Source organism: Bacillus sp. FSL M7-0307 (genome assembly GCF_038627835.1).
In the GTDB taxonomy this organism is placed as follows: domain Bacteria; phylum Bacillota; class Bacilli; order Bacillales; family Bacillaceae; genus Bacillus; species Bacillus altitudinis.
Genome location: NZ_CP152023.1, coordinates 2,880,770 through 2,900,355, shown reverse-complemented (window position 1 = coordinate 2,900,355; position 19,586 = coordinate 2,880,770). Strand labels below are relative to the sequence as shown.

The window sequence follows — 19,586 nt, the reverse complement described above, 5'->3', positions numbered from 1 at the left end:
TAGTAAAACATTTTACGGGGAATAGGCGTAACGATTTATTGAAGCTCATGTTTTGACTAATAGAAGGAATTTCGGTAGGATAGTAAGGCAAATGTGAGGTGAAGCACAGTGTTTCCACTGATCGAATTTTGTGTAAGTAATCTTGCACAAGGGTCTCAAGAAGCAAAAGAGAAACTTGAAAAAGACCCAAACTTAGATGTAATGGAATACGGCTGTTTAAGCTACTGCGGCAAATGTATGGACTCCCCATTTGCGCTTGTGAATGGAGAATTTGTTTCAGGAGAAAATGCAGAGCAGCTAGTCGAGCGTATTTATGCTTTTATAGAGGAAAACGACATGTTTTAAATGCACCACATGGGTCATGAGGTGCATTTTTTTCATATATTCAGTTTCCATTTTTCAGGAGAAAATGTAGAAAGCGCATCCAATATGTTATGCTAATAAAATATCATCAAAATGAAGCATCACACGAGAGAAAAAGAGGCATATGCATAATAAAAGCCCTTTGCCATGGCAGCAAAGAGCTTCTATGTATGAAAAACGGGGGATGATAAGATTGTCTCCTGAATCGACTCCTTTTATACTATAAAGAAACAACATTTTTGGAGGACGCTCATGACATCATTTCAATTCACAAAAATGCACGGACTAGGAAACAATTATATATATGTCAATCAGATGAAGGAACAGCTTCCAGAAGAGCAGCTGTCAGAGATAGCGATCCGCGTTTCTTCTGTTTATACAGGTATCGGTTCAGACGGAATGATCCTCATTTGCCCATCAGATGTTGCGCCTGTGAAGATGCGCATTTTCAACAATGATGGATCAGAGGGGAAAAACTGCGGTAACGGTCTGCGTTGTGTTGCAAAATATGTGTATGAGCATCAAATCGTAACGGACACAACGTTCCAGATTGAGACATTGTCAGGACTCGTTGAAGCGACCGTTCATGTGCAGGATGGTCACGTTCATTTAGTAACAGTAGATATGGGGAAACCTCGTTTTGAAAAAGAAGCGATGCCAATGCTTGGTGAACCGGCCAGTACAACGATTAATGAACCGCTTGATTTTGGCACGACGACCTTAAATGGAACAGCCGTTTCAATGGGGAATCCCCATATCGTTTTCTATTTAGAAGACATTGAACAGGCGCCGCTCGATTCGCTTGGGCCAATCATTGAAAAGCATGACATGTTTCCAGAAGGCGTCAATGTAGAATTTGTGGAACGTGTCAGTGAAACGGAACTGCATTTTCGCGTGTGGGAAAGAGGATCAGGGATTACGCAAGCGTGCGGAACAGGAGCATGTGCTGCGGCTGTATCAACGATTGTGAATGGACATGCGAAAAAAGAAACGGATATGACCGTTCATCTAGCTGGCGGAGACCTCATCATTCGCTGGAAAGACAATGACCATGTGCTGATGACAGGACCTGCTGAAACGATTTGTGACGGCACATTCTATCTCTAAACCATTTATTTGAGAAAAGGCAACATCACGTTTATAATTGAAAAGAAACATCCAGTCAAAAGGAGGGATGATCGTGAGTACACCAGTAACGATTACAGAAGCTGCTGCATTGCAGATTAAAGATATGATGAAAGAACATGAAGAAGAAAATGCGTTCCTGCGAGTGGGCGTAAAAGGCGGCGGCTGCAGCGGTCTTTCATACGGGATGGGCTTTGACCATGAAGTCTCAGAAAAAGACACGCAGTTCGAACAGCACGGCATCAAGGTTCTTGTCGACTCCGAAAGCCTTGACATCATGAACGGCACCATCATTGATTTCAAACAATCACTAATGGGCGGCGGTTTTACGATTGACAATCCGAACGCGATTGCGTCATGCGGATGCGGTTCTTCGTTCAGAACAGCCACGAATACCGGTACGCCGGAAGAGTGTTAAGATGCTTAGATTCAGGTCCATAATTTGTATGCTTTTTGAAAATGTGATCTAAGCAATATGAAACTGGATAATGTTCATTATTAAATTTAGAATGTAATCATATGCCTTCTTAATAGTTAATGTTGGAAAACATGACTAATTAAGAAGGTTTTTTTGTGTTTTTAAATAAAACTAAATAGTTAAGTTCTGTAATTCAAATATTCCATAAGTAAAATAAATTCAATCCTTAGTTGAAATTGTAATATATCAATAAAATGGTACAATTATGAATATTGAGTTAAAAATTGTAAGGGGTGATTAAATTGAAATTTAGAATTAGACAGACTGATAATACTAACTTTGATTCACCGCAAGAAATGTATAAAGATTATAAAAAAAGAACCATTAAAGGAACTTTAGATTATCAATCGAAGATGATAGATATATATATGAAACAAGCATTTGAAAAAAGAGATGTAGCATTTGAACTGCCAACTGGAAGTGGTAAGACTTTAATCGGTTTATTAATTGGTGAGTATAGAAGAAGAAAAAATAAAGAGAAAGTTGTTTATTTATGTCCTAATAATCAATTAGTACATCAAGTTGTTGAAAAGGCGAAAAATGTTTACGGAATAAAAGTAAATGGATTTACTGGTAAAATTATTGATTACCCTGCTGATGCAAAATCAGCATATAATAGCGCAGAAGCAATTGCAGTTACAAATTATAGTAGCCTTTTTAATACAAATTCGTTTTTTTCCGATGCTGATATACTTATTTTTGACGATGCTCATAGTTCAGAAAATTATATAGCTAGCAATTGGTCTTTAGAAATATCTCGATTTGATAATTTTGAGTTATATTCCTCAATCGTAGAGTGTATACGGGGAGAACTAGATATAACTCAATTTAACCGTATGACCAATGATAGCCCGATGGCAGAAGATGAAGCTTGGTTTGATAAACTACCTAATATCAAATTTTATGAAAAAATTAAAGAAATTTATCCAATTATTGATGCCTTTGTTGAACAAACAAAATTAAGGTATTCTTGGGCAAACATTAAGAATCATTTACATGCTTGTAATATGTTCATAAGTTGGCAAGGAATATTAATTCGCCCATATATACCTCCAACTCAGACCCATTTGCCTTTTACAAGTGCTAGGCAGAGAATTTATATGTCTGCTACTCTAGGAGAAAGTGGTGAATTGGAACGGATTACAGGGGTGAAAAATATCCATAGACTCCCCATGGTGGCGGACTGGGATAAAAAAAGTATAGGCAGACGTTTTTTTGTATTTCCAAACTCATCCTTTAATTCCTCTAAAAATGATGAAGTACTATTAAAGATTAATGAGATAGTTAACAGGTCTCTTCATCTTGTTCAGGATGATAAGGCAGTAAAAAGGTTAAAAAAATTATTTGAAGAGAATACAGATGCGGAAGTTTTTTTAAGTAAGGATATTGAAAAAAGTAAAGAAGATTTTATAAACTCAAATGATGGCATTGCGATACTGGCTAATAGATATGATGGTATTGATATGGATGGGGATAAATGCCATATGTTAGTGCTTGGTGATCTTCCTAGTGCTACACATCTACAAGAGAAGTTTTTTACAAAAAGAATGGCTGCATCTGTATTGTTTAATGAGAGAGTTAGAACACGGGTAGTACAAGCCATCGGTCGTTGTACCAGGTCAGATGTTGATTTTGCAGCAGTATGTGTATTCGGTAACGAATTGGAAAGTTCGTTAATTTCCCCTAAAAAAGTTATGAATTATCAACCTGAGTTGCGAGCAGAAATAGAGTTTGGGTATGAACAATCTACCAACCATGAAAGTATTGAAGGATTAATAGATCTTTTAAAACTATTCTTTGAGCGGGGAGAGGACTGGGAGGAAGCAGAGAAATCTATCATTGGTTTAAGAGATAAATATATTGAAGAGGGATACGAAAAAAATGAAAGAGAAAATTTTGAAAGATTGAAGAATACAGTAAAACATGAAGTCGAATATCAATATGCGTTATGGAAGGAGGATTATGATGAAGCGCTGAAACACATTGATTTAATTTTACCACAATTAGATGGAAGTGCTCTAAAGGGATATAAGGGGTTTTGGAATTATGCTGCTGGTTTTGTTGCTTTTCAAATATATAAAAGTGGAAAAGACAGATATTTAGAAGTATCAAAAAAATACTTTAAAGAGGCTTCAAATTCATCTAAATCCATTAATTGGTTTAATAAGTTATTATCCAACCAAGAGAAGTCAAATGATAATCAATCTGAGGATGGTTTATTTGAAATAATAGAAAGAATAGAATCTCAAATTATTAATGATGGTATAAGAAATAATAGGAAATTTGAAAGGAAAGTTAAACAAATACTAGAAAATCTAAATAGTAATGATGGTAATGAATTTGAACGTGGTCATCAAGAATTAGGAACGCTTCTAGGTTATATTTCTCAAAATTCAGAAGGTGTTGCAGATCCTGATCCATGGTGGATAATTAATGATAAATTATGTATTGTTTCCGAGGATAAAATATATGAGTCGGAAACTAAACCTATACCAGTTAAACATGTAAAACAGGCTGCTACTCATAAAAATTGGATTATAGAAAAGTTAGAAACATTAAGAAGAGACGCATTAATTGAGACCATTATGATTACCTCATCAAAATTGATTGAAGAGCCAGCTGCTATTCATGGGCAAGACGTATGGTATGTAAATAGAATGGATTTTGTCAATTGGGCTATTAGAGCAATTGATGGTGTGAGAAAATTAAGAAGAAGTTTTTCTGAGCAAGGTGACTTATTATGGAGAATAGAAGCAGCAGACATTCTTAGAGAAGCACAAGCCACACCAAATGATTTCTTAGTTTTTATTCGTACTGAACGACTTTCAAACATAAGTAAGACAGTAGGTACTAACCAAAATTAAACTACTATATTTAACATCGAAGGTTTGCATGGTGCTTTCTAAAGTATTTTTAATTGATTGAGTTTAATGAAGTGTGTTTAATACATTACCTGTCTGTTTTTGTCGCCCGGTGTTATATTAGCAACTGATCATGGATAAAAGCCTCCTTGTTCTTTTTTCTTGTAAACAACACGATCGCGGAGGCTTTTTGTTTTTGAAGAGGAAAGGTGACAAAAAAAGACACTACTCATTCAGTGTCTCTTTCTATATTGCTTCCTCTATTTTCAATAGTTCTTTATCCAAGACATCTACCAACTCTTCGGTGCTAAACAAATAGATCACCACTTCTTTATTGCCATCTTCCACATGAACTTCAACCTCAATTTTCATATTGGCTGGTTCTCCAAGATACATCACTTTAAAAGTGCCCATTCTTTTCGTTTCGTTGTTTTTATTCATTTTTTGAACGTTGGTGAGTATCTGTTTGATTTCTTGATCACTCAAACCAGCATCTAAAATCGAAGTGGACACATGTGTTAAAAAAGGTTCTAGCTGATCAACATCCATATTCGATCCGGCAGCGAATTGAGCATAATGTTTGTTATAATCTTTTGCGAACACTTCTACTGAGCCGCCAATCATCAGTAACAAGCTCAAACTAATCATGAAACGCTTTATCATCTTTCCACCTATCCTTCATGACAATCTTCTACTTCTTATATCGGTTGAACCAATCAAACCTTCATTCATTCCATTCCTTCTTAAACAATTTGTAAATCGCTCAATTTTGTTACAGCTTGTCCTCACAACTGGCTATTTCCCCTCGAAAAGAGTATCATGAGAACCAAACATATACTGTCATCAGAAAAGAGGTTGCTGAGGTTTGAGTGAACAAATCAATTGCAGGAACTGTCATGAACTGATTCCGTATCGTTCAAAAACATGTCCGTCTTGCGGGATAGACAAGCCGCTTCCGAAAAAGGAACGTGTGAAGGATCGGGTAATTTTGGTTGTGGCAGGAATTGTTGTGGTGTTACTTGCTGCAATGGTACTTGGAATGGCGAATGCCTATATTGGGATTTTTAAATAAACAAAAAAGGAGTTCCGCAGATGGAACTCCTTTTTTTGATCCGTTCTTATTTATTTTCAAATAAGCTTGTGGAATGGAGCGGCTGTACACGGGCTTTCGGGTCCATGTAGGCTTTCGCGTTGTTCACAGCAGTTGGTGCTTCACCAAATCCGCTTGCGATTAATTTGACTTTTCCTTCATACGTACAGATGTCTCCTGCCGCATAGAAGCCTTCGATGTTTGTTTCCATCGTGGATTTGACCACGATAGAGTTCTTTTCGATTTCAAGGCCCCATTGTTTGATTGGTCCAAGGGAGGAAACAAAACCGAAGTTGACGATCACATCGTCCACATCTAGTACTTGTTTTTTATCGCCTTTCACTTCTTCAAGTACAATTTGTTCAATGCGTTCTTCACCAATGAGCTCAGTTGGCACAAATGGTGTCAGCACATTGACTTTCGAGTTGTGCAAGTTTTCTACACTGTGCTCATGTGCACGGAATTTATCACGACGGTGAATAATCGACACTTCTTTTGCGATTGGCTCAAGCATCAGTGCCCAGTCAACCGCAGAGTCTCCACCGCCAAGAACAGCAACACGTCTGCCAGCGAATTGGTTCAGGTCATTGATGAAGTAATGCAGGTTGCTTCCTTCAAATGATTCTGCTGCATCTAGCTCAAGCTTTCTCGGTTGGAATGCACCGTTACCAGCTGTAATGATGATTGTTTTTGAATAATGAACCTCTTGATTCGTAACGAGTTTGAAAATACCGTCTGCTTGTTTTTCAACCGTTTCCACAGCTTGCTCTAAGCAAATGGTTTGATCAAATTTATCCATTTGTTCCTTTAAATTATCAACTAATTCTTGTGCGCGGATTTTTGGGAAACCAGCCACATCATAAATGTATTTTTCAGGGTAAAGAGCGGATAGTTGACCGCCGAGCTGAGGAAGGCTCTCAATGATTTTCACACTTGCCTGTCTCATGCCTCCGTAAAACGCAGTAAACAATCCGACTGGGCCGCCCCCGATAACGGTAATGTCATATACCTTAGAATCTTCTTGCATTCCTTAATCCTCCCAAATGAAAATTGTTATCACTATATCATATCATACCACATATCGTCGTTTGACTTGTTTTGAAAAACTTGTCGTTTTTTGATGCTGATGCTGTGAAAAGGGGAAAAAAGAGAGAAAGACCGTTTATCCTAAGGATTTTCAGTTTAAAGCCTTGAAAAAAGGAGCAGAACTCGCTATTATTGTTAAGGGAACTAAATATTAATTTTTTATGAATTTTTGTCGGATACGGTCAAATGCTTTCGTTTTTTGTAGGTGAAAGTTCAGATTTTCACATACTTATTTTTTGTTTAAATTTCATAAAATGCCGCAAAGCGGTTGAGAATAACGATATGTAATTCTTTATCCGTTTTACAGCAAATTTAAAAAAGGTGGATGTGATTCCAGTGAATAAACCGAAAATCGTTGTATTAGGTGCAGGTTATGGCGGATTAATGACTGTAACAAGATTAACAAAACAGCTTGGCACAAATGATGCGGACATTACTCTTGTGAACAAGCACAATTATCATTACGAAACAACATGGTTACATGAAGCAAGTGCAGGTACTCTTCATCATGACCGTTGTCGTTATCAAATCAAAGATGTGATTAACAGTTCCCGTGTCAACTTTGTACAAGCAACAGTTGAAAGCATTAATAAGGAAGAGAAGAAAGTTGTGACATCAGATGGCGAACTTTCTTATGACTACCTTGTTGTTGCGCTTGGTGCTGTTCCTGAAACATTTGGTATTGCAGGACTGAAAGAATATGCATTCTCAATCTCTAACATCAACTCTGCTCGTCAGCTTCGTGAGCATATTGAGCTTCAATTTGCGACTTATAATACAGATGCTGAAAAGCGTCCAGAGCGTCTGACAATCGTTGTCGGCGGTGCAGGCTTCACAGGTATTGAGTTCCTTGGTGAGCTTGGAAACCGTGTACCTGAGCTTTGCAAAGAGTATGATATTGATCAAAAAGACGTGCGTATTATCTGTGTAGAAGCTGCACCAACAGCTCTTCCAGGATTCGATCCTGAATTGATCGACTATGCGATGAACTACCTTCAAGGTAAAGGTGTTGAGTTCAAAATCGGTACAGCGATCAAAGAATGTACGCCTGAAGGCATCATTGTTGGAAAAGACGATGATACAGAAGAAATCAAAGCAGAAACAGTTGTTTGGGCTGCTGGTGTACGTGGTAACCCAATCGTTGAAGAAGCTGGATTTGAAAACATGCGCGGCCGCGTAAAAGTGTCTCCAGATCTTCGTGTACCAGAAAATGAAGATGTATTCATCATCGGTGACTGCTCATTAATCATCAATGAAGAAATTAATCGTCCATACCCACCTACTGCACAAATTGCGATGCAGCAAGGTGAAACAGTAGCGAAAAACCTTGCAGCACTAGTAAAAGGTGGCACGCTTGAAAGCTTTAAGCCAGACATCAAAGGAACAGTTGCTTCTCTTGGTGAACACGACGCTGTAGGTGTTGCGTTTGGTAAAAAACTTCAAGGAACAAAAGCTTCTGCTATGAAAAAAATCATCGACAACCGTTCATTATTCATGGTTGGCGGACCAGGACTTGTTCTGAAAAAAGGAAAATTCAAGTTCTTCTAAACCGATATAGACAAAAACGTGTATCCATGTGGTACACGTTTTTTAATGTTTGACGGAATATTTTCTCACTTGGTACTGGACAGAAAAATATGTTATGATGAATTATCAGAAAATTTAGATTAAGGAGTGAGCAATATGAATGCACAAACGAAAGAAAAAAAGTCAACTTGTCAGTATTGTTCAGGAAAAGGATATTTTCAGTTATTGCTCGGCGGATCAGAAACATGTGAGGAATGTAAAGGGACAGGAAAGAAGCATTAATCTTACGGCTTTTTCCATTGATTGACTTCATCTCTATTTCCAAGTTAAACTAATGATGGGATATTTGGGGGTGGAGATGAAGTGATCAGTTTACCAGTCGTTATCATTTCAGTTATTTTATTTTTCGTGTTATTCTTCGGCATTGGCTTTTTGCTGAATATGCTGCTGAGAATGTCATGGATTATGGCAATTTTATATCCAATTGTATGCCTTTTCATTATCAATAATCAAAAGATGATCGCTTATGTAAGAGAACCAGGTATTGCTTTTTCCGGGATAGGAGACCGCATCGTTTCTCTTGCTGCGGCAGATATCATTATTTTATTAAGTGGTCTAATTGGTGCCATTGCCTCAGGTTTTGTCATCAATGCTCTTCGTAAAAGAGGCTATCAAATGTTTTAACTCACTTGTCTACACGCAAGTGGTTTTTTTTGTTTCTCCTTTGCATAGTTTCCATTTTGTTTGGAAACAAATAGATGGGTAGAGGAGTGACAAATAGAAATGAAAACATGGATGAAACGATTGTTCATGACAGTTCTGTTTATGCTTGCCTTGATGACAAGCTTTACGGGCATATCTGGCGTAGAACCAAGTGATTTAGCTGCATGGGTGAAAGAGACCGATGCCGGTAAGCACGTATCTTCTTTTTTAAAGTATCCAAAAAGGCAGACGATGGCGGTGAAAAGTGACGATTTGCGTGCTGTTTCTCTCGAAGAAGCATTTAATTGGAACGATTATCCGAAGCAAAAAGTTGTCGCCACAGGTTATACAGCAGGTGTAGAATCAACAGGTAAGACGAAAGAACATCATGCATATGGCATTACATATTCAGGCGTCAAAGTAAAACGTGATTTATATTCAACCGTGGCAGCGGACCCATCTGTCTTTCCGATAGGAACTGTCCTGTTTATCCCCAATTATGGCTATGGTGTAGTCGCAGATACTGGGAAAGCGATTAAAGGTCATAAGCTTGATTTATATTATGAAACGGTTGATGATGTGTATAGAGAATGGGGTAAAAAAGTGCTGGACGTTTATGTGATTAAAAAGGGTGAAGGAACGCTGACAGAAAAAGACTTAAATCAGTTGAATGAAGCAGAATCGATGCAAGTGTTCCGGCAGCAGTTTCAAGCCAATAAAGAATAAAAAAGCTTTGGATCTCAAAAGGTCCAAAGCTTTTTCGTTTCTACATGAAGTAATAATCTAAGATGAGTGTGAGCAAGATTCCTGTTAAGCCGCCGAAGAAGACTTCAATCGGCTTATGCCCAAGAAGCTCTTTCAATTTCTTTTGCTTCTCTTTTTCTTCCGCACTTGGGAAGTTCTTTGCCTCGGCAACAAACCGGTTAAAATCTGTGACCAGTTTGTTCAGGACAGTTGCCTGTTCTCCCGCCTGTCTGCGAACACCTGTCGCATCAAACATCGTAATAATGGCAAAGATGGCGGAAATGGCAAAAATAGATGTTCCTAGCCCGTGCTCTAAAGCAACTGCTGTTGAGAGTGCTGTTACTGCTGCGGAGTGTGAACTTGGCATTCCGCCTGTGCTTGTAATGAGCGACCAATCTAGTCGTCTAGAAATGATAAATTGAATCGGTACTTTTACAAATTGTGCAAAAAAGATGGCTGCAAGGCTGGCAAGCAGCGGAAAATTCGTCAGTACGCTCATGAACAAGAAACATCCTCTCTTTAAGAAAAAATAACGTGCAAAATGATAAAGTATTTACCCTAGTAAGATAAAAAAATGATGGCAGTAAGAACTGTTGCCAAGTCCATGTTCATTATAACATTAAAGAAAGTAGATGTGGAACGAGGAGACCATGGACAGGCTGCTATGGATCGCTGCCGCTTTTTCATGATGCCCTTCCGCGTGCCAAAATATAAATGTTCTTCAAGGGAAGACAGGCTGGCAATGATCGTATCAGCAGATAAATTTTGATATAATAGAAGTTCCAATGTGAAATATGGAGTTCATTGAAGGAGCGTGTGATAAATATGTTTTTCTCGACAAATGAGTTGCAACATAAAGATACACTGGCCATCGGACTTTTTCAAAAGAGCCAATTATCAGGAAAAGCAAAAGAAATGGATGAGTTACATGGAGGAAGAATCACTGAATTATTAAAAGAAGGCGATATTTCGTCCAAGCGAAATCAGCTTTCGAAATTTTTCCCATCCCCTGAAACCGGCATTAAACGCATTTATTTTGTCGGGCTTGGGAAGGAGTCAGATTACACGTTTGAAGAGGCAAAGGAAGTGTTTGCTCATTTATTTAAAAAGCTTCATCAAGATAAAAAGCAAGCAGTTTCGGTTTTGCTTGATACATTCACAGGAAAGGATCTGCCTGTTCAAGATGCAGCCCATGCCCTTTCTGAAAGCTGCCTTTTAGCTACATATGAATTACAAGATTTTAAACATAAAACAAATGAACCGGATCGCTTTATCGAATTTGTTTATGCAACAACGGATCATGATGCTGCCGAAATTCAGGCAAGTTTGAAAGTGGGCGAAGTCTACGGACAATCGGTCAATTCGGCTCGTACACTTGTGAATATGCCGCCGAACATGCTCACGTCCTCTGATCTTGCATCCTATGCGGCAGAGCTTGCTTATAAATATGAATTCGAGATTGAAATTTTAGATAAAGAACAAATGGAAGAGCTCGGAATGGGCGCTATTCTAGCCGTTAATAGAGGCTCAACAGAACCACCGAAGCTGATTGTATTGAAATATCAAGGCAAGGAAGAATGGACAGACGTCATCGGCCTTGTCGGTAAAGGCATTACGTATGATACAGGTGGGTATTCCTTAAAGCCAAGAGCAAGTATGGTGGGGATGAAAACAGATATGGGCGGTTCAGCCTCTGTTTTAGGCGCAATGGAAATCATCGGTGAACTTCGTCCAGAGCAGAATGTCATTGCGGTCATCGCCTCAACAGATAATATGGTCTCAGCAGATGCGATGAAGCCAGATGACGTCATTGTCTCACTAAGCGGCAAAACAATCGAAGTGCTTAACACGGATGCAGAAGGTCGTCTTGTTTTAGCAGATGGTGTGACCTATGCGAAGCAGCATGGCGCCTCTGTGCTTGTGGATGTTGCGACATTAACAGGCGGTGTCATTGTGGCACTTGGGAATGAAACAACAGGCGTGATGACCAATAACGATGAACTGTATGCCCAGTTTAAAGAGGCATCAGAAGAATGCGGGGAAATGATTTGGCAGCTGCCAATCACCGAAAAAGATAAAAAACGAGTAAGAAACAGCAAAATGGCTGATCTGAATAACTCACCAGGTCGTGATGGTCATGCGATCATGGCAGGTGCATTCATTGGGGAATTCGCTGAAGACACCCCTTGGGTTCACTTAGATATTGCAGGAACAGCCACGACAGAAAAACCTTCATGCTTTGGTCCAACAGGAGCAACAGGTGTGATGGTTAGATCATTAGCGACATTTGTGGAACGATTTGAATCGAAGAAATAACGACGGAAGCTCTGCCAACTGGCAGAGCTCAGCGTGTAGACAAACCCTCGCATTCGGTGTCAGTCCTGCGCTTCGGTGCTCACGAATGTCAAATTCGCTCCGCGCCGATGCTCGTCCTTCCTAGACTGCAAAGGTTTTCTATCACGCTGAAAAGAAGACAAAGGGCTAAAATAAAATTCATTTTAGCCCTTTGTCAACAATCTGAGCTCTGCCAACTGGCAGAGCTTTTTATGTAGGACATACGCCATTTGACGAAGTAAATATTCTATGGTACCATACGTTGGTACTTTAATTATCTACTACATTAGTAAACTAAAGGATTTCGGAGGTTTCACCATGAATGCAGTTGTTTTAGCGGTTGTTTTAATGTTGATATTAAGCTTGCTGCGGGTCAATGTCGTGATTGCGCTGGCACTTGGCGCTTTAGCGGGCGGACTTGCAGGTGGATTAGGTCTAGGGGGAACAGTTCAAGCGTTCACTGACGGTCTTGGCGGAAATGCGACAGTGGCGATTAGTTACGCACTATTAGGTGCATTCGCAGCCGCACTGACAAAAACGGGTCTTCCTGATGCCATGGTCGAAGGAGCTGTGAAGCTTCTTGGAAAAGAAGGCGATTCAAGAAGAAAAACATTATCAAAAGTGCTCATTATTCTGGTCATTTTGATCGTATCTTGTTTTTCTCAAAACGTTGTTCCTGTTCATATTGCCTTTATTCCGGTCTTAATCCCGCCATTATTAAAGGTGTTTAACGAGCTTCAAATTGACCGCAGACTGCTAGCATGTGTGATGACTTTCGGACTTACTGCACCATATATTTTACTTCCGGTCGGTTTTGGACAGATTTTTCATGGAATGCTTCGTGACAACATGAAAGATGCAGGTTTAACAGTGAATTTAGCAGACATTCCGTATGCGATGCTGATTCCTGTAGGCGGCATGGTTCTTGGCTTAATCGTTTCACTCTTTGTATATCGTAAGCCAAAAACATATGAAAATCGTGACATTACGGATGTAGAAAAATCAGCATATACAAAAAAGAGCTTATTCTTTGCTGGACTTGCGATCCTTGTATCACTTATTGTTCAGTTATATCTCTCTCAAAGTCTTGGAGTCGAAGGGATGATCTTCGGTGCGCTTGCAGGCTTGCTTGTCTTGTTTGTAACGGGAATGATGAAACGCGATGAAGCAGATGCGCTGATTACATCTGGCATGAACATGATGGCATTTATCGGATTTGTCATGCTTGTTGCAGCTGGATTTGCCAATGTTTTAACGAAAACAGGAGATATTGAATCTCTCGTCAAGGCATCTTCTCAATTTATCGGAAACAGCCAAAGCTTAGCGGCCATTTTAATGCTACTGGTGGGTCTGCTAGTGACAATGGGCATTGGCTCATCATTTGCAACGATTCCGATTATTACGACGATCTTTGTACCGCTTTGTTTACACTTAGGGTTCAGCCCAATGGCGACTATTGCGATTATTGGTTCAGCTGCGGCTGTAGGAGATGCAGGTTCACCTGCAAGCGACAGTACACTCGGACCAACATCTGGACTGAATATGGATGGACAGCATCACCACATTTGGGGTACATGTGTCCCAACATTCGCCTTTTATAATATCCCGCTCGTCTTGTTCGGCTGGCTTGCGGCAATTATGCTATAAATGAAAAAAGGTTCCTTACTCTTAGAGTAAAGGAACCTTTTCTGATATTAGGAAGCTGTTTGTTCTTTTCGAAAGGATGTGGCTTTTGAAACTGATCGATAAATTTTAGGTGCTAGCATCGCAAGGAGGATGGTCAGCGCATAGTCTTTTACCATAAACCAAATCATGAAGAACCATGTGGTTTGATAAGAGATTGGTGCGTTTAGCCATACATTTAATGCGATGTACGTATAAGTTGTCCCAATCACATACATCACGGTCGTTCCTGCAATGGCTGCAAATAAAAAGCGGACAAAACCAGGGTTTTGTCTTTTTTCAAGAATGAATCCGGCAAGCCATGCAGCAGGAATGTATGATAACACAAAGCCACCGCTTTTTCCTAAAATAACGCCGAGACCCGCCGAGAACTGTGCGAATACAGGTGCACCAGCGATCCCAACAAGAGCATAGACAATCATGGCCAATGCGCCAAGTCGTCTGCCCAGCAAAAGACCAGCAAGCACACAAAAAAACGGCTGCATCGTAAGTGGGATTCCGCCGACCTGTAAAAATGGCACAATGGATGTGATATTGGCTCCGATAGCCATGAGTGCAGCAAACATCCCGACGAGCACAAAGTCAGCTGTTCTTGTCTTCTTTTGCATGATATTTCCCCCTGTCTTATCTGTACAAATAGATTAAGGGGAAGAGGTTCTTTTGTCAACTTATTTTTATTTTAGGTTAACAATAAAACCCGCCCCTGAAAAGGGCGGGCTGGATATTAAGCTTCGGTCATGGAAGAGGTTTCAAGGGCTTTACTAACAGGCACATAATCATAGCCGAGATCACGAGCGACAGCTTCATAGGTGATATGTCCGTTTATCACATTGACGCCTTCAGCAATCGCCTTGTTTTCTTTGATCGCTTTTGCAGCGCCTTTATTTGCAATCTGCAGTGCATATGGGACCGTGACGTTTGTTAAAGCAACAGTCGATGTTCTCGGAACCGCTCCTGGCATATTGGCAACAGCATAATGTAAAATGCCGTGCTTTTCATAAGTAGGCTGATCATGTGTTGTGATATGATCGATTGTTTCCACAATCCCGCCTTGGTCAATGGCTACATCGACAATGACAGAACCAGGCTTCATTTGTTTCACCATTTCTTCTGTGACAAGGGTTGGAGCTTTGGCACCTGGGATGAGAACTGCACAAATGAGCAGGTCTGCCTCGCTCACTGAATCTGCAATGTTAACAGGATTAGACATTAACGTTTTCATTTGATGACCAAACTGATCGTCCAGCTGACGTAATCGTTCCGCATTTACATCAATAAGGGTGACATCTGCGCCAAGTCCGATCGCCATTTTCGCTGCATTTGTTCCAACGACACCGCCGCCAATAATGGTGACTTTCCCTCTCGATACTCCTGGCACGCCTGCGAGCAGAATGCCTTTTCCGCCTTTTGGCTTTTCTAAAAATTGAGCACCAATTTGAGCAGCCATTCTACCTGCAACTTCAGACATTGGCGTTAATAGAGGGAGTGATTTTCCGTCCGTTACCGTTTCATAAGCAATGGCTGTCACACCTTTTTGTTTTAATGCTTCAGCCAAGGAGGGCTCTGCTGCAAGATGCAGGTACGTAAATAAGATCAGACCTTCTCTGAAATATGAATATTCTTCTGGTAATGGTTCTTTTACCTTCATAATCATATCAGAAGATGCCCACACATCTTTCGCTTGATCAAGAATCTCTGCACCAACAGATACATAATCGTCATCAGTGAATCCGCTTCCAAAACCAGCGTTCGTTTCAATTAAAATCTGGTGTCCAGCTGAAAGCAATTGAGATGCTGCTCCTGGTGTTAATGCGACCCGGTTTTCATTGTTCTTAATCTCTTTCGGAATGCCGATGATCATATCAATTCCTCCTATGCTTATCTATTGATATTGTATGTCTAGTTTATCCTGAAAGTTTAGAAAATTCTTCGGTTGAATGAAAAAATTAAAAAACGCCTCTTTGTGAAATTTCACAAAGGGACGTTTTTTAGCTTCATATCAAGATAAATGGTCATTTTCTCATTCATGTTTTTTAAATCAATTTCTGCAATGTCCGTAATCCGCTTCAGTCTGTAATTCAGTGTGTTGATATGAATATTTAACTGCTTTGCGGCGATATTGGCGTTGCTGTCACAATCAATAAATCGTTCAAGGGTCTCGACAAGGTTGGAATGATGCCTGAGATCGTAATCCTCAAGCTTTGATAAAGAGTAACTGGAATAAGACGATCCCTTTCGTTTTTCAGCAAGCACATCTAAGTATTGATAAATACCCAGTTCAGAAAAGCTGTTTAATTGTTCTGTTTCCACAGGAAAGCGTTCTTTTGTTTTTAAGACTGCCAGTGCTTCTTTATAAGATGGCTGAATATGAGTAATGTGATCGTAAATTCCACCAATGGCCGCCTGAACGTGATGGATCTGATACCGATCAGACAGCTGCTTTAGCATGCCGCTTGTGAATTGTTTAATATCTTGAAGCGGATGTTCTGTTTTTGGCGAGACAAGAATAATGAATTCGTTAAAATCAACAGTTGTTAAAAGCACCTGCACTTGCTGCGTTGTTTCAAGCAGATAGGAGAGCTTCTTTTCCGTATCTTCTGTGAGTTCATCACGAAGGCGAAAGATAATAATGGCATACGTGTCTGGACATCTCATCCCAAGCCTCAAGAAGAGATCAAGCATCTCATCCTTTTCATGAATATGTCCTGTGAGCATCTTCCAAAATAGCTCCTGATTGCGTTCTTCTGTTTTCGTTTTTCGAATTTGTAAATTGAGTAATTTGTTTTTCACGGCATGTGCTGCCATCTTGAGAAGGTCCATTTCTTCATCTGAAAAAGGCTGCGTGGATTCAATCGCCCAGATAAAGCCGAGCACCTCTTTGTCTTTCCATATGGAAATGGCAACCCTGCTGGATAGACCGACTTCTGCAATTTGAGGTACGCGAAGCGGTTCATCTGTTTTAAGGAGTGTAGGAATGATACCGTCTTTCCAAAGCCGATTAATGACTTTTTCCGGTACACGGCGGGAGATAATGGTTGAAGTTCTGGCGGGATCAGTGAAATCATTATGTGTGCTATAGGCTAATAATCGATGATGAGTATCTTCTATAGTAATAGGGCAATTGAGCACATCACTAATTTGGTCTGCCACATCCTCTAAACGATCAAGGCTATACTTAAATGGATCTGTCTTTTTTGTCATAAAAAACCCCTGCTTTTTCGAATATTTCACGTACTTACATTATGAAGAGAATCAGGTACGTAAATCAACAAGAAAATGCCATAATCATTAAAAAAACAAAAAGCTTGAGAAATGAGCACATTGGTCATGCGTTGATCACAAAAAGAAATAGTACAATAATAATGTAGTAAAAAATCAATAGGCGGAAAGATTCATCGAAGTGCACGCCCTTTTATTAAGAATATATGACCAAAAAAATGTTAAATACTAGATAAAGAGCGAAAAAACAGTAATTCCATAGACTCATTTTGTAAAATAAAAACAGATTTGTTTGACTGTGTATCATTTCTGTTTTTATAATAATAACGTCAAAAAATAAGTGGATTAGCCCATTATATGGCGGCTATGCACGGGAGGTAATGAGGAATATGTCAGGAATTATTCGCGTAACCCCAGAAGAACTAAGAGCGACCGCTAAGCAATATGGTGTTGAAAGTCAAGAAGTGTTAAACCAAGTTGATCGTCTAAATAGAATGATCTCTGACCTAAAAGGAATGTGGGAAGGTGCTTCTAGTGAAGCATTCGCTGATCAATACGAACAGCTTAAACCTTCATTCATCAAAATGTCTGATCTATTAACAGATGTCAGCAATCAGCTTGATCAAACTGCAAATACACTTGAAAGCACTGACCAAGACATCGCTAGCCAAATCCGCGGCTAATCAAAGGGATTTCCTTTCTAAGTGTGAAAAGCAGAAAAAGCGCCGAGTCTGTCAGTTGATGCCGGCGCTCTTTCTATTTTGTGAGGTGGAAATTTGTGTATATCGATATTACCATCGACTTAAAAAACTATGATGGCAGTGTGTTTGATTTGAGACTATCAAATTATTTACATATTAAACAAGTCATCCATATCGCCTGGCAGGCAAAACAAATCTCACTACCTAAACGAGATGGCGGATGGGTGCGTGTAGTCAATAAGAAAGCTGTGTTTTCAGGCGAATATAAGCTGTCAGACTGTGGAATCACCACAGGAGACAGGCTGGAAATACTATGAAAGGACTTTTGTAAATGGCAGATAAAAAGAGTTCCTATTTAGAAGAACAATTAGAAGCAGTCATGAAAAAAGAGGAAGGCACTTACACCTTCATTTTTCAAAGAGAGACAATTAAACTCTTAGACGGTTTAGAAGCGGCACCGATTAAAGACATCAATCCTTCATTTAAAAAAGAGATCCAATTAACCGAAGGTGAGGTCATCATTTCGATTCAACCGCCTCCTGCCTATCAGGAATTTCGTTTCATCCATGCAAAGGATGAAAAAAGCAAATGGATTTTTTCATACCAGCTTGTCGATGCAGTGTGCAAACACGACGTGAAGCGGCTGCATCCTATTGTTTCTCCTGAAAACATTGTTTTTCATCAAGGCTTAGCGCCTGCATTTTTGCATTACGGGGTTAAAGAAAGCATCCCGCCATATGAAACCGACCAACATCGTTTGTTAAAAGAGGTCAAAGCAGTCATTCTTCGAGTGGTGGACCATGAATATCAGTTTCAAGAATATTTGGCTTATCATGATACATTGAAATTATCTGAGCAGGCAAAGGAAATAAGTGATACACAGTCACTGGAAGAATTGTCTGCTTTAATTCAACAAAAAATAGAAGCCATCGAAGCAAAAGAAAAGACGCTCTTAACCATTCCAAAAAAGAAATGGAAGATTGAACGATACATTGGACTTGGTCTCCTTGTTCTTTTGATTCCTGCATTGGTGTATACCATTTACACGTTCTTTTTCGCCATGCCGAAACAAGAAGCGTATGTGGAAGCGAACAAATATTATCTCAACAAACAGTACAGCCAAGTGGTGGATACGCTCGAAAAATACAAAGCCGATCAAATGCCAGTCTCTCTTCAATATGAACTGGCCATTTCGTATGTGCAAACGAATCAAGGAAATCTATTGCTTGACCAGCACAAAAAAGAAATCACGGATACGTACACATTGCAGACAGACCCGCAATACTTCCTGTTCTGGATTCATATTGGACAAGGCAATAGCAAGGAAGCTCTGGATATTGCAAGGGTGCTCGGGGACGACCGATACATATTCACAGCGCTCGTCGCCTACCGCAATGAAATTCAAAATGACGACAGCCTATCTGCTGAAGAAAAACAAAAACAGCTAGATCCAATCATTAAGGAAATGGCGAAGTATGAAGAAAAAGAAACAACGGAGACGAGCACCAATGACTCCTCAGATGCAAGCCAAACAGATGAAACAGCTGAACAAAAAGAGCAGTCAAAAGCAGATCAGGAGAAAAAAGAGAAAGAATCTGATGCAAAAAAGAAAACCTCTCAGACGAAAAAAGATGAGAAAAAATAATTCTTTCGATACAACTGACAGTTGGTGC

Annotated in this window: 21 protein-coding genes; 15 read left to right on the top strand and 6 right to left on the bottom strand. The window is 39.6% G+C overall.

Features of this window, described 5'->3' with window-relative positions; translation table 11 throughout:
- Positions 1-108 precede the first annotated feature (108 nt).
- The 4 genes from MHI41_RS14945 (at position 109) to MHI41_RS14930 (ending at position 4,830) form a co-directional block, all read left to right on the top strand.
- Positions 109-345, top strand: a complete 237-nt coding sequence (locus MHI41_RS14945; protein WP_008346813.1) for a YuzB family protein — start codon at positions 109-111, stop codon at positions 343-345.
- A gap of 270 nt (positions 346-615) precedes the next feature.
- Positions 616-1,470, top strand: a complete 855-nt coding sequence (dapF, locus tag MHI41_RS14940; protein WP_057079129.1) for a diaminopimelate epimerase — start codon at positions 616-618, stop codon at positions 1,468-1,470.
- Positions 1,471-1,543: 73 nt separating this feature from the next.
- Positions 1,544-1,906, top strand: coding sequence for an iron-sulfur cluster insertion protein ErpA (gene erpA / locus MHI41_RS14935; protein WP_008357254.1), 363 nt, complete (start codon positions 1,544-1,546; stop codon positions 1,904-1,906).
- 302 nt (positions 1,907-2,208) lie between these two features.
- Positions 2,209-4,830 (top strand): DEAD/DEAH box helicase family protein, encoded by a 2,622-nt coding sequence (locus tag MHI41_RS14930; protein WP_342494278.1) that lies wholly within the window; start codon positions 2,209-2,211, stop codon positions 4,828-4,830.
- A 243-nt stretch (positions 4,831-5,073) separates the two neighbouring features.
- Here MHI41_RS14930 and MHI41_RS14925 read toward each other — a convergent pair whose 3' ends face one another.
- Positions 5,074-5,490, bottom strand: coding sequence for a hypothetical protein (locus MHI41_RS14925; protein WP_342494277.1), 417 nt, complete (start codon positions 5,488-5,490; stop codon positions 5,074-5,076).
- Positions 5,491-5,692: 202 nt separating this feature from the next.
- Here MHI41_RS14925 and MHI41_RS14920 point away from each other — a divergent pair, with 202 nt between their 5' ends.
- Positions 5,693-5,899, top strand: coding sequence for a hypothetical protein (locus tag MHI41_RS14920; protein WP_008346803.1), 207 nt, complete (start codon positions 5,693-5,695; stop codon positions 5,897-5,899).
- 46 nt (positions 5,900-5,945) lie between these two features.
- On the opposite strand, the gene yumC is transcribed toward MHI41_RS14920, so the two are convergent.
- On the bottom strand, positions 5,946-6,944 hold the full coding sequence (gene yumC, locus MHI41_RS14915) for a ferredoxin--NADP reductase 2 (RefSeq protein WP_008346801.1): 999 nt from the start codon (positions 6,942-6,944) through the stop codon (positions 5,946-5,948).
- A 389-nt stretch (positions 6,945-7,333) separates the two neighbouring features.
- Between yumC and MHI41_RS14910 the strand changes: the two genes are divergently transcribed.
- From MHI41_RS14910 to MHI41_RS14895, 4 genes are all read left to right on the top strand, one after another.
- Positions 7,334-8,551 carry an NAD(P)/FAD-dependent oxidoreductase gene (locus tag MHI41_RS14910; protein ID WP_162149727.1) on the top strand — a complete coding sequence of 406 codons (1,218 nt, stop codon included), beginning with the start codon at positions 7,334-7,336 and terminating at the stop codon, positions 8,549-8,551.
- Between the two features lie 135 nt (positions 8,552-8,686).
- On the top strand, positions 8,687-8,812 hold the full coding sequence (locus MHI41_RS14905) for a YuiA family protein (RefSeq protein WP_008346797.1): 126 nt from the start codon (positions 8,687-8,689) through the stop codon (positions 8,810-8,812).
- Between the two features lie 81 nt (positions 8,813-8,893).
- On the top strand, positions 8,894-9,214 hold the full coding sequence (locus MHI41_RS14900; RefSeq protein ID WP_003212933.1) for a YuiB family protein: 321 nt from the start codon (positions 8,894-8,896) through the stop codon (positions 9,212-9,214).
- 99 nt (positions 9,215-9,313) lie between these two features.
- Complete coding sequence (locus MHI41_RS14895; RefSeq protein ID WP_110487410.1) at positions 9,314-9,958, top strand: 3D domain-containing protein; 645 nt, start codon at positions 9,314-9,316, stop codon at positions 9,956-9,958.
- Between the two features lie 40 nt (positions 9,959-9,998).
- On the opposite strand, the gene MHI41_RS14890 is transcribed toward MHI41_RS14895, so the two are convergent.
- The gene (locus MHI41_RS14890; protein WP_024719744.1) at positions 9,999-10,475 is read right to left on the bottom strand and encodes a divergent PAP2 family protein; all 477 of its coding nucleotides are present in this window, start codon (positions 10,473-10,475) and stop codon (positions 9,999-10,001) included.
- A 78-nt stretch (positions 10,476-10,553) separates the two neighbouring features.
- On the opposite strand from MHI41_RS14890, the gene MHI41_RS14885 reads away from it, so the two are divergent.
- The 3 genes from MHI41_RS14885 to MHI41_RS14875 all read left to right on the top strand — a co-directional run bounded on the left by MHI41_RS14885 (position 10,554) and on the right by MHI41_RS14875 (position 13,957).
- A complete protein-coding gene (locus tag MHI41_RS14885; protein WP_265154717.1) occupies positions 10,554-10,745 on the top strand; it encodes a hypothetical protein in 192 nt (63 codons plus the stop codon).
- A gap of 56 nt (positions 10,746-10,801) precedes the next feature.
- Positions 10,802-12,292 carry a leucyl aminopeptidase gene (locus MHI41_RS14880; protein WP_342494276.1) on the top strand — a complete coding sequence of 497 codons (1,491 nt, stop codon included), beginning with the start codon at positions 10,802-10,804 and terminating at the stop codon, positions 12,290-12,292.
- Between the two features lie 336 nt (positions 12,293-12,628).
- A complete protein-coding gene (locus MHI41_RS14875; protein ID WP_008345907.1) occupies positions 12,629-13,957 on the top strand; it encodes a Na+/H+ antiporter family protein in 1,329 nt (442 codons plus the stop codon).
- A 47-nt stretch (positions 13,958-14,004) separates the two neighbouring features.
- On the opposite strand, the gene MHI41_RS14870 is transcribed toward MHI41_RS14875, so the two are convergent.
- From MHI41_RS14870 to MHI41_RS14860, 3 genes are all read right to left on the bottom strand, one after another.
- The gene (locus MHI41_RS14870; RefSeq protein WP_046526544.1) at positions 14,005-14,601 is read right to left on the bottom strand and encodes a biotin transporter BioY; all 597 of its coding nucleotides are present in this window, start codon (positions 14,599-14,601) and stop codon (positions 14,005-14,007) included.
- Positions 14,602-14,717: 116 nt separating this feature from the next.
- Complete coding sequence (gene ald / locus MHI41_RS14865; protein ID WP_342494275.1) at positions 14,718-15,854, bottom strand: alanine dehydrogenase; 1,137 nt, start codon at positions 15,852-15,854, stop codon at positions 14,718-14,720.
- A 110-nt stretch (positions 15,855-15,964) separates the two neighbouring features.
- Positions 15,965-17,194, bottom strand: a complete 1,230-nt coding sequence (locus MHI41_RS14860) for a PucR family transcriptional regulator (RefSeq protein WP_046526545.1) — start codon at positions 17,192-17,194, stop codon at positions 15,965-15,967.
- A gap of 407 nt (positions 17,195-17,601) precedes the next feature.
- Here MHI41_RS14860 and MHI41_RS14855 point away from each other — a divergent pair, with 407 nt between their 5' ends.
- The 3 genes from MHI41_RS14855 (at position 17,602) to essB (ending at position 19,558) form a co-directional block, all read left to right on the top strand.
- On the top strand, positions 17,602-17,895 hold the full coding sequence (locus MHI41_RS14855) for a WXG100 family type VII secretion target (protein ID WP_003213769.1): 294 nt from the start codon (positions 17,602-17,604) through the stop codon (positions 17,893-17,895).
- A 95-nt stretch (positions 17,896-17,990) separates the two neighbouring features.
- Positions 17,991-18,230 carry an EsaB/YukD family protein gene (locus MHI41_RS14850; protein ID WP_008345897.1) on the top strand — a complete coding sequence of 80 codons (240 nt, stop codon included), beginning with the start codon at positions 17,991-17,993 and terminating at the stop codon, positions 18,228-18,230.
- 14 nt (positions 18,231-18,244) lie between these two features.
- The gene (gene essB, locus MHI41_RS14845; RefSeq protein WP_045034547.1) at positions 18,245-19,558 is read left to right on the top strand and encodes a type VII secretion protein EssB; all 1,314 of its coding nucleotides are present in this window, start codon (positions 18,245-18,247) and stop codon (positions 19,556-19,558) included.
- The last annotated feature ends 28 nt before the right edge of the window (positions 19,559-19,586 follow it).

What these genes read in the sequence shown, in the direction of transcription:
- dapF (WP_057079129.1), top strand. Translation starts at nt 616, where the DNA reads ATGACATCATTTCAATTCACAAAAATGCACGGACTAGGAAACAATTAT.
- MHI41_RS14925 (WP_342494277.1), bottom strand. Translation starts at nt 5,490, where the DNA reads ATGATAAAGCGTTTCATGATTAGTTTGAGCTTGTTACTGATGATTGGC.
- yumC (WP_008346801.1), bottom strand. Translation starts at nt 6,944, where the DNA reads ATGCAAGAAGATTCTAAGGTATATGACATTACCGTTATCGGGGGCGGC.
- MHI41_RS14905 (WP_008346797.1), top strand. Translation starts at nt 8,687, where the DNA reads ATGAATGCACAAACGAAAGAAAAAAAGTCAACTTGTCAGTATTGTTCA.
- MHI41_RS14895 (WP_110487410.1), top strand. Translation starts at nt 9,314, where the DNA reads ATGAAAACATGGATGAAACGATTGTTCATGACAGTTCTGTTTATGCTT.
- MHI41_RS14890 (WP_024719744.1), bottom strand. Translation starts at nt 10,475, where the DNA reads ATGAGCGTACTGACGAATTTTCCGCTGCTTGCCAGCCTTGCAGCCATC.
- MHI41_RS14885 (WP_265154717.1), top strand. Translation starts at nt 10,554, where the DNA reads ATGGCAGTAAGAACTGTTGCCAAGTCCATGTTCATTATAACATTAAAG.
- MHI41_RS14880 (WP_342494276.1), top strand. Translation starts at nt 10,802, where the DNA reads ATGTTTTTCTCGACAAATGAGTTGCAACATAAAGATACACTGGCCATC.
- MHI41_RS14875 (WP_008345907.1), top strand. Translation starts at nt 12,629, where the DNA reads ATGAATGCAGTTGTTTTAGCGGTTGTTTTAATGTTGATATTAAGCTTG.
- MHI41_RS14870 (WP_046526544.1), bottom strand. Translation starts at nt 14,601, where the DNA reads ATGCAAAAGAAGACAAGAACAGCTGACTTTGTGCTCGTCGGGATGTTT.
- ald (WP_342494275.1), bottom strand. Translation starts at nt 15,854, where the DNA reads ATGATCATCGGCATTCCGAAAGAGATTAAGAACAATGAAAACCGGGTC.
- MHI41_RS14860 (WP_046526545.1), bottom strand. Translation starts at nt 17,194, where the DNA reads ATGACAAAAAAGACAGATCCATTTAAGTATAGCCTTGATCGTTTAGAG.
- MHI41_RS14855 (WP_003213769.1), top strand. Translation starts at nt 17,602, where the DNA reads ATGTCAGGAATTATTCGCGTAACCCCAGAAGAACTAAGAGCGACCGCT.
- essB (WP_045034547.1), top strand. Translation starts at nt 18,245, where the DNA reads ATGGCAGATAAAAAGAGTTCCTATTTAGAAGAACAATTAGAAGCAGTC.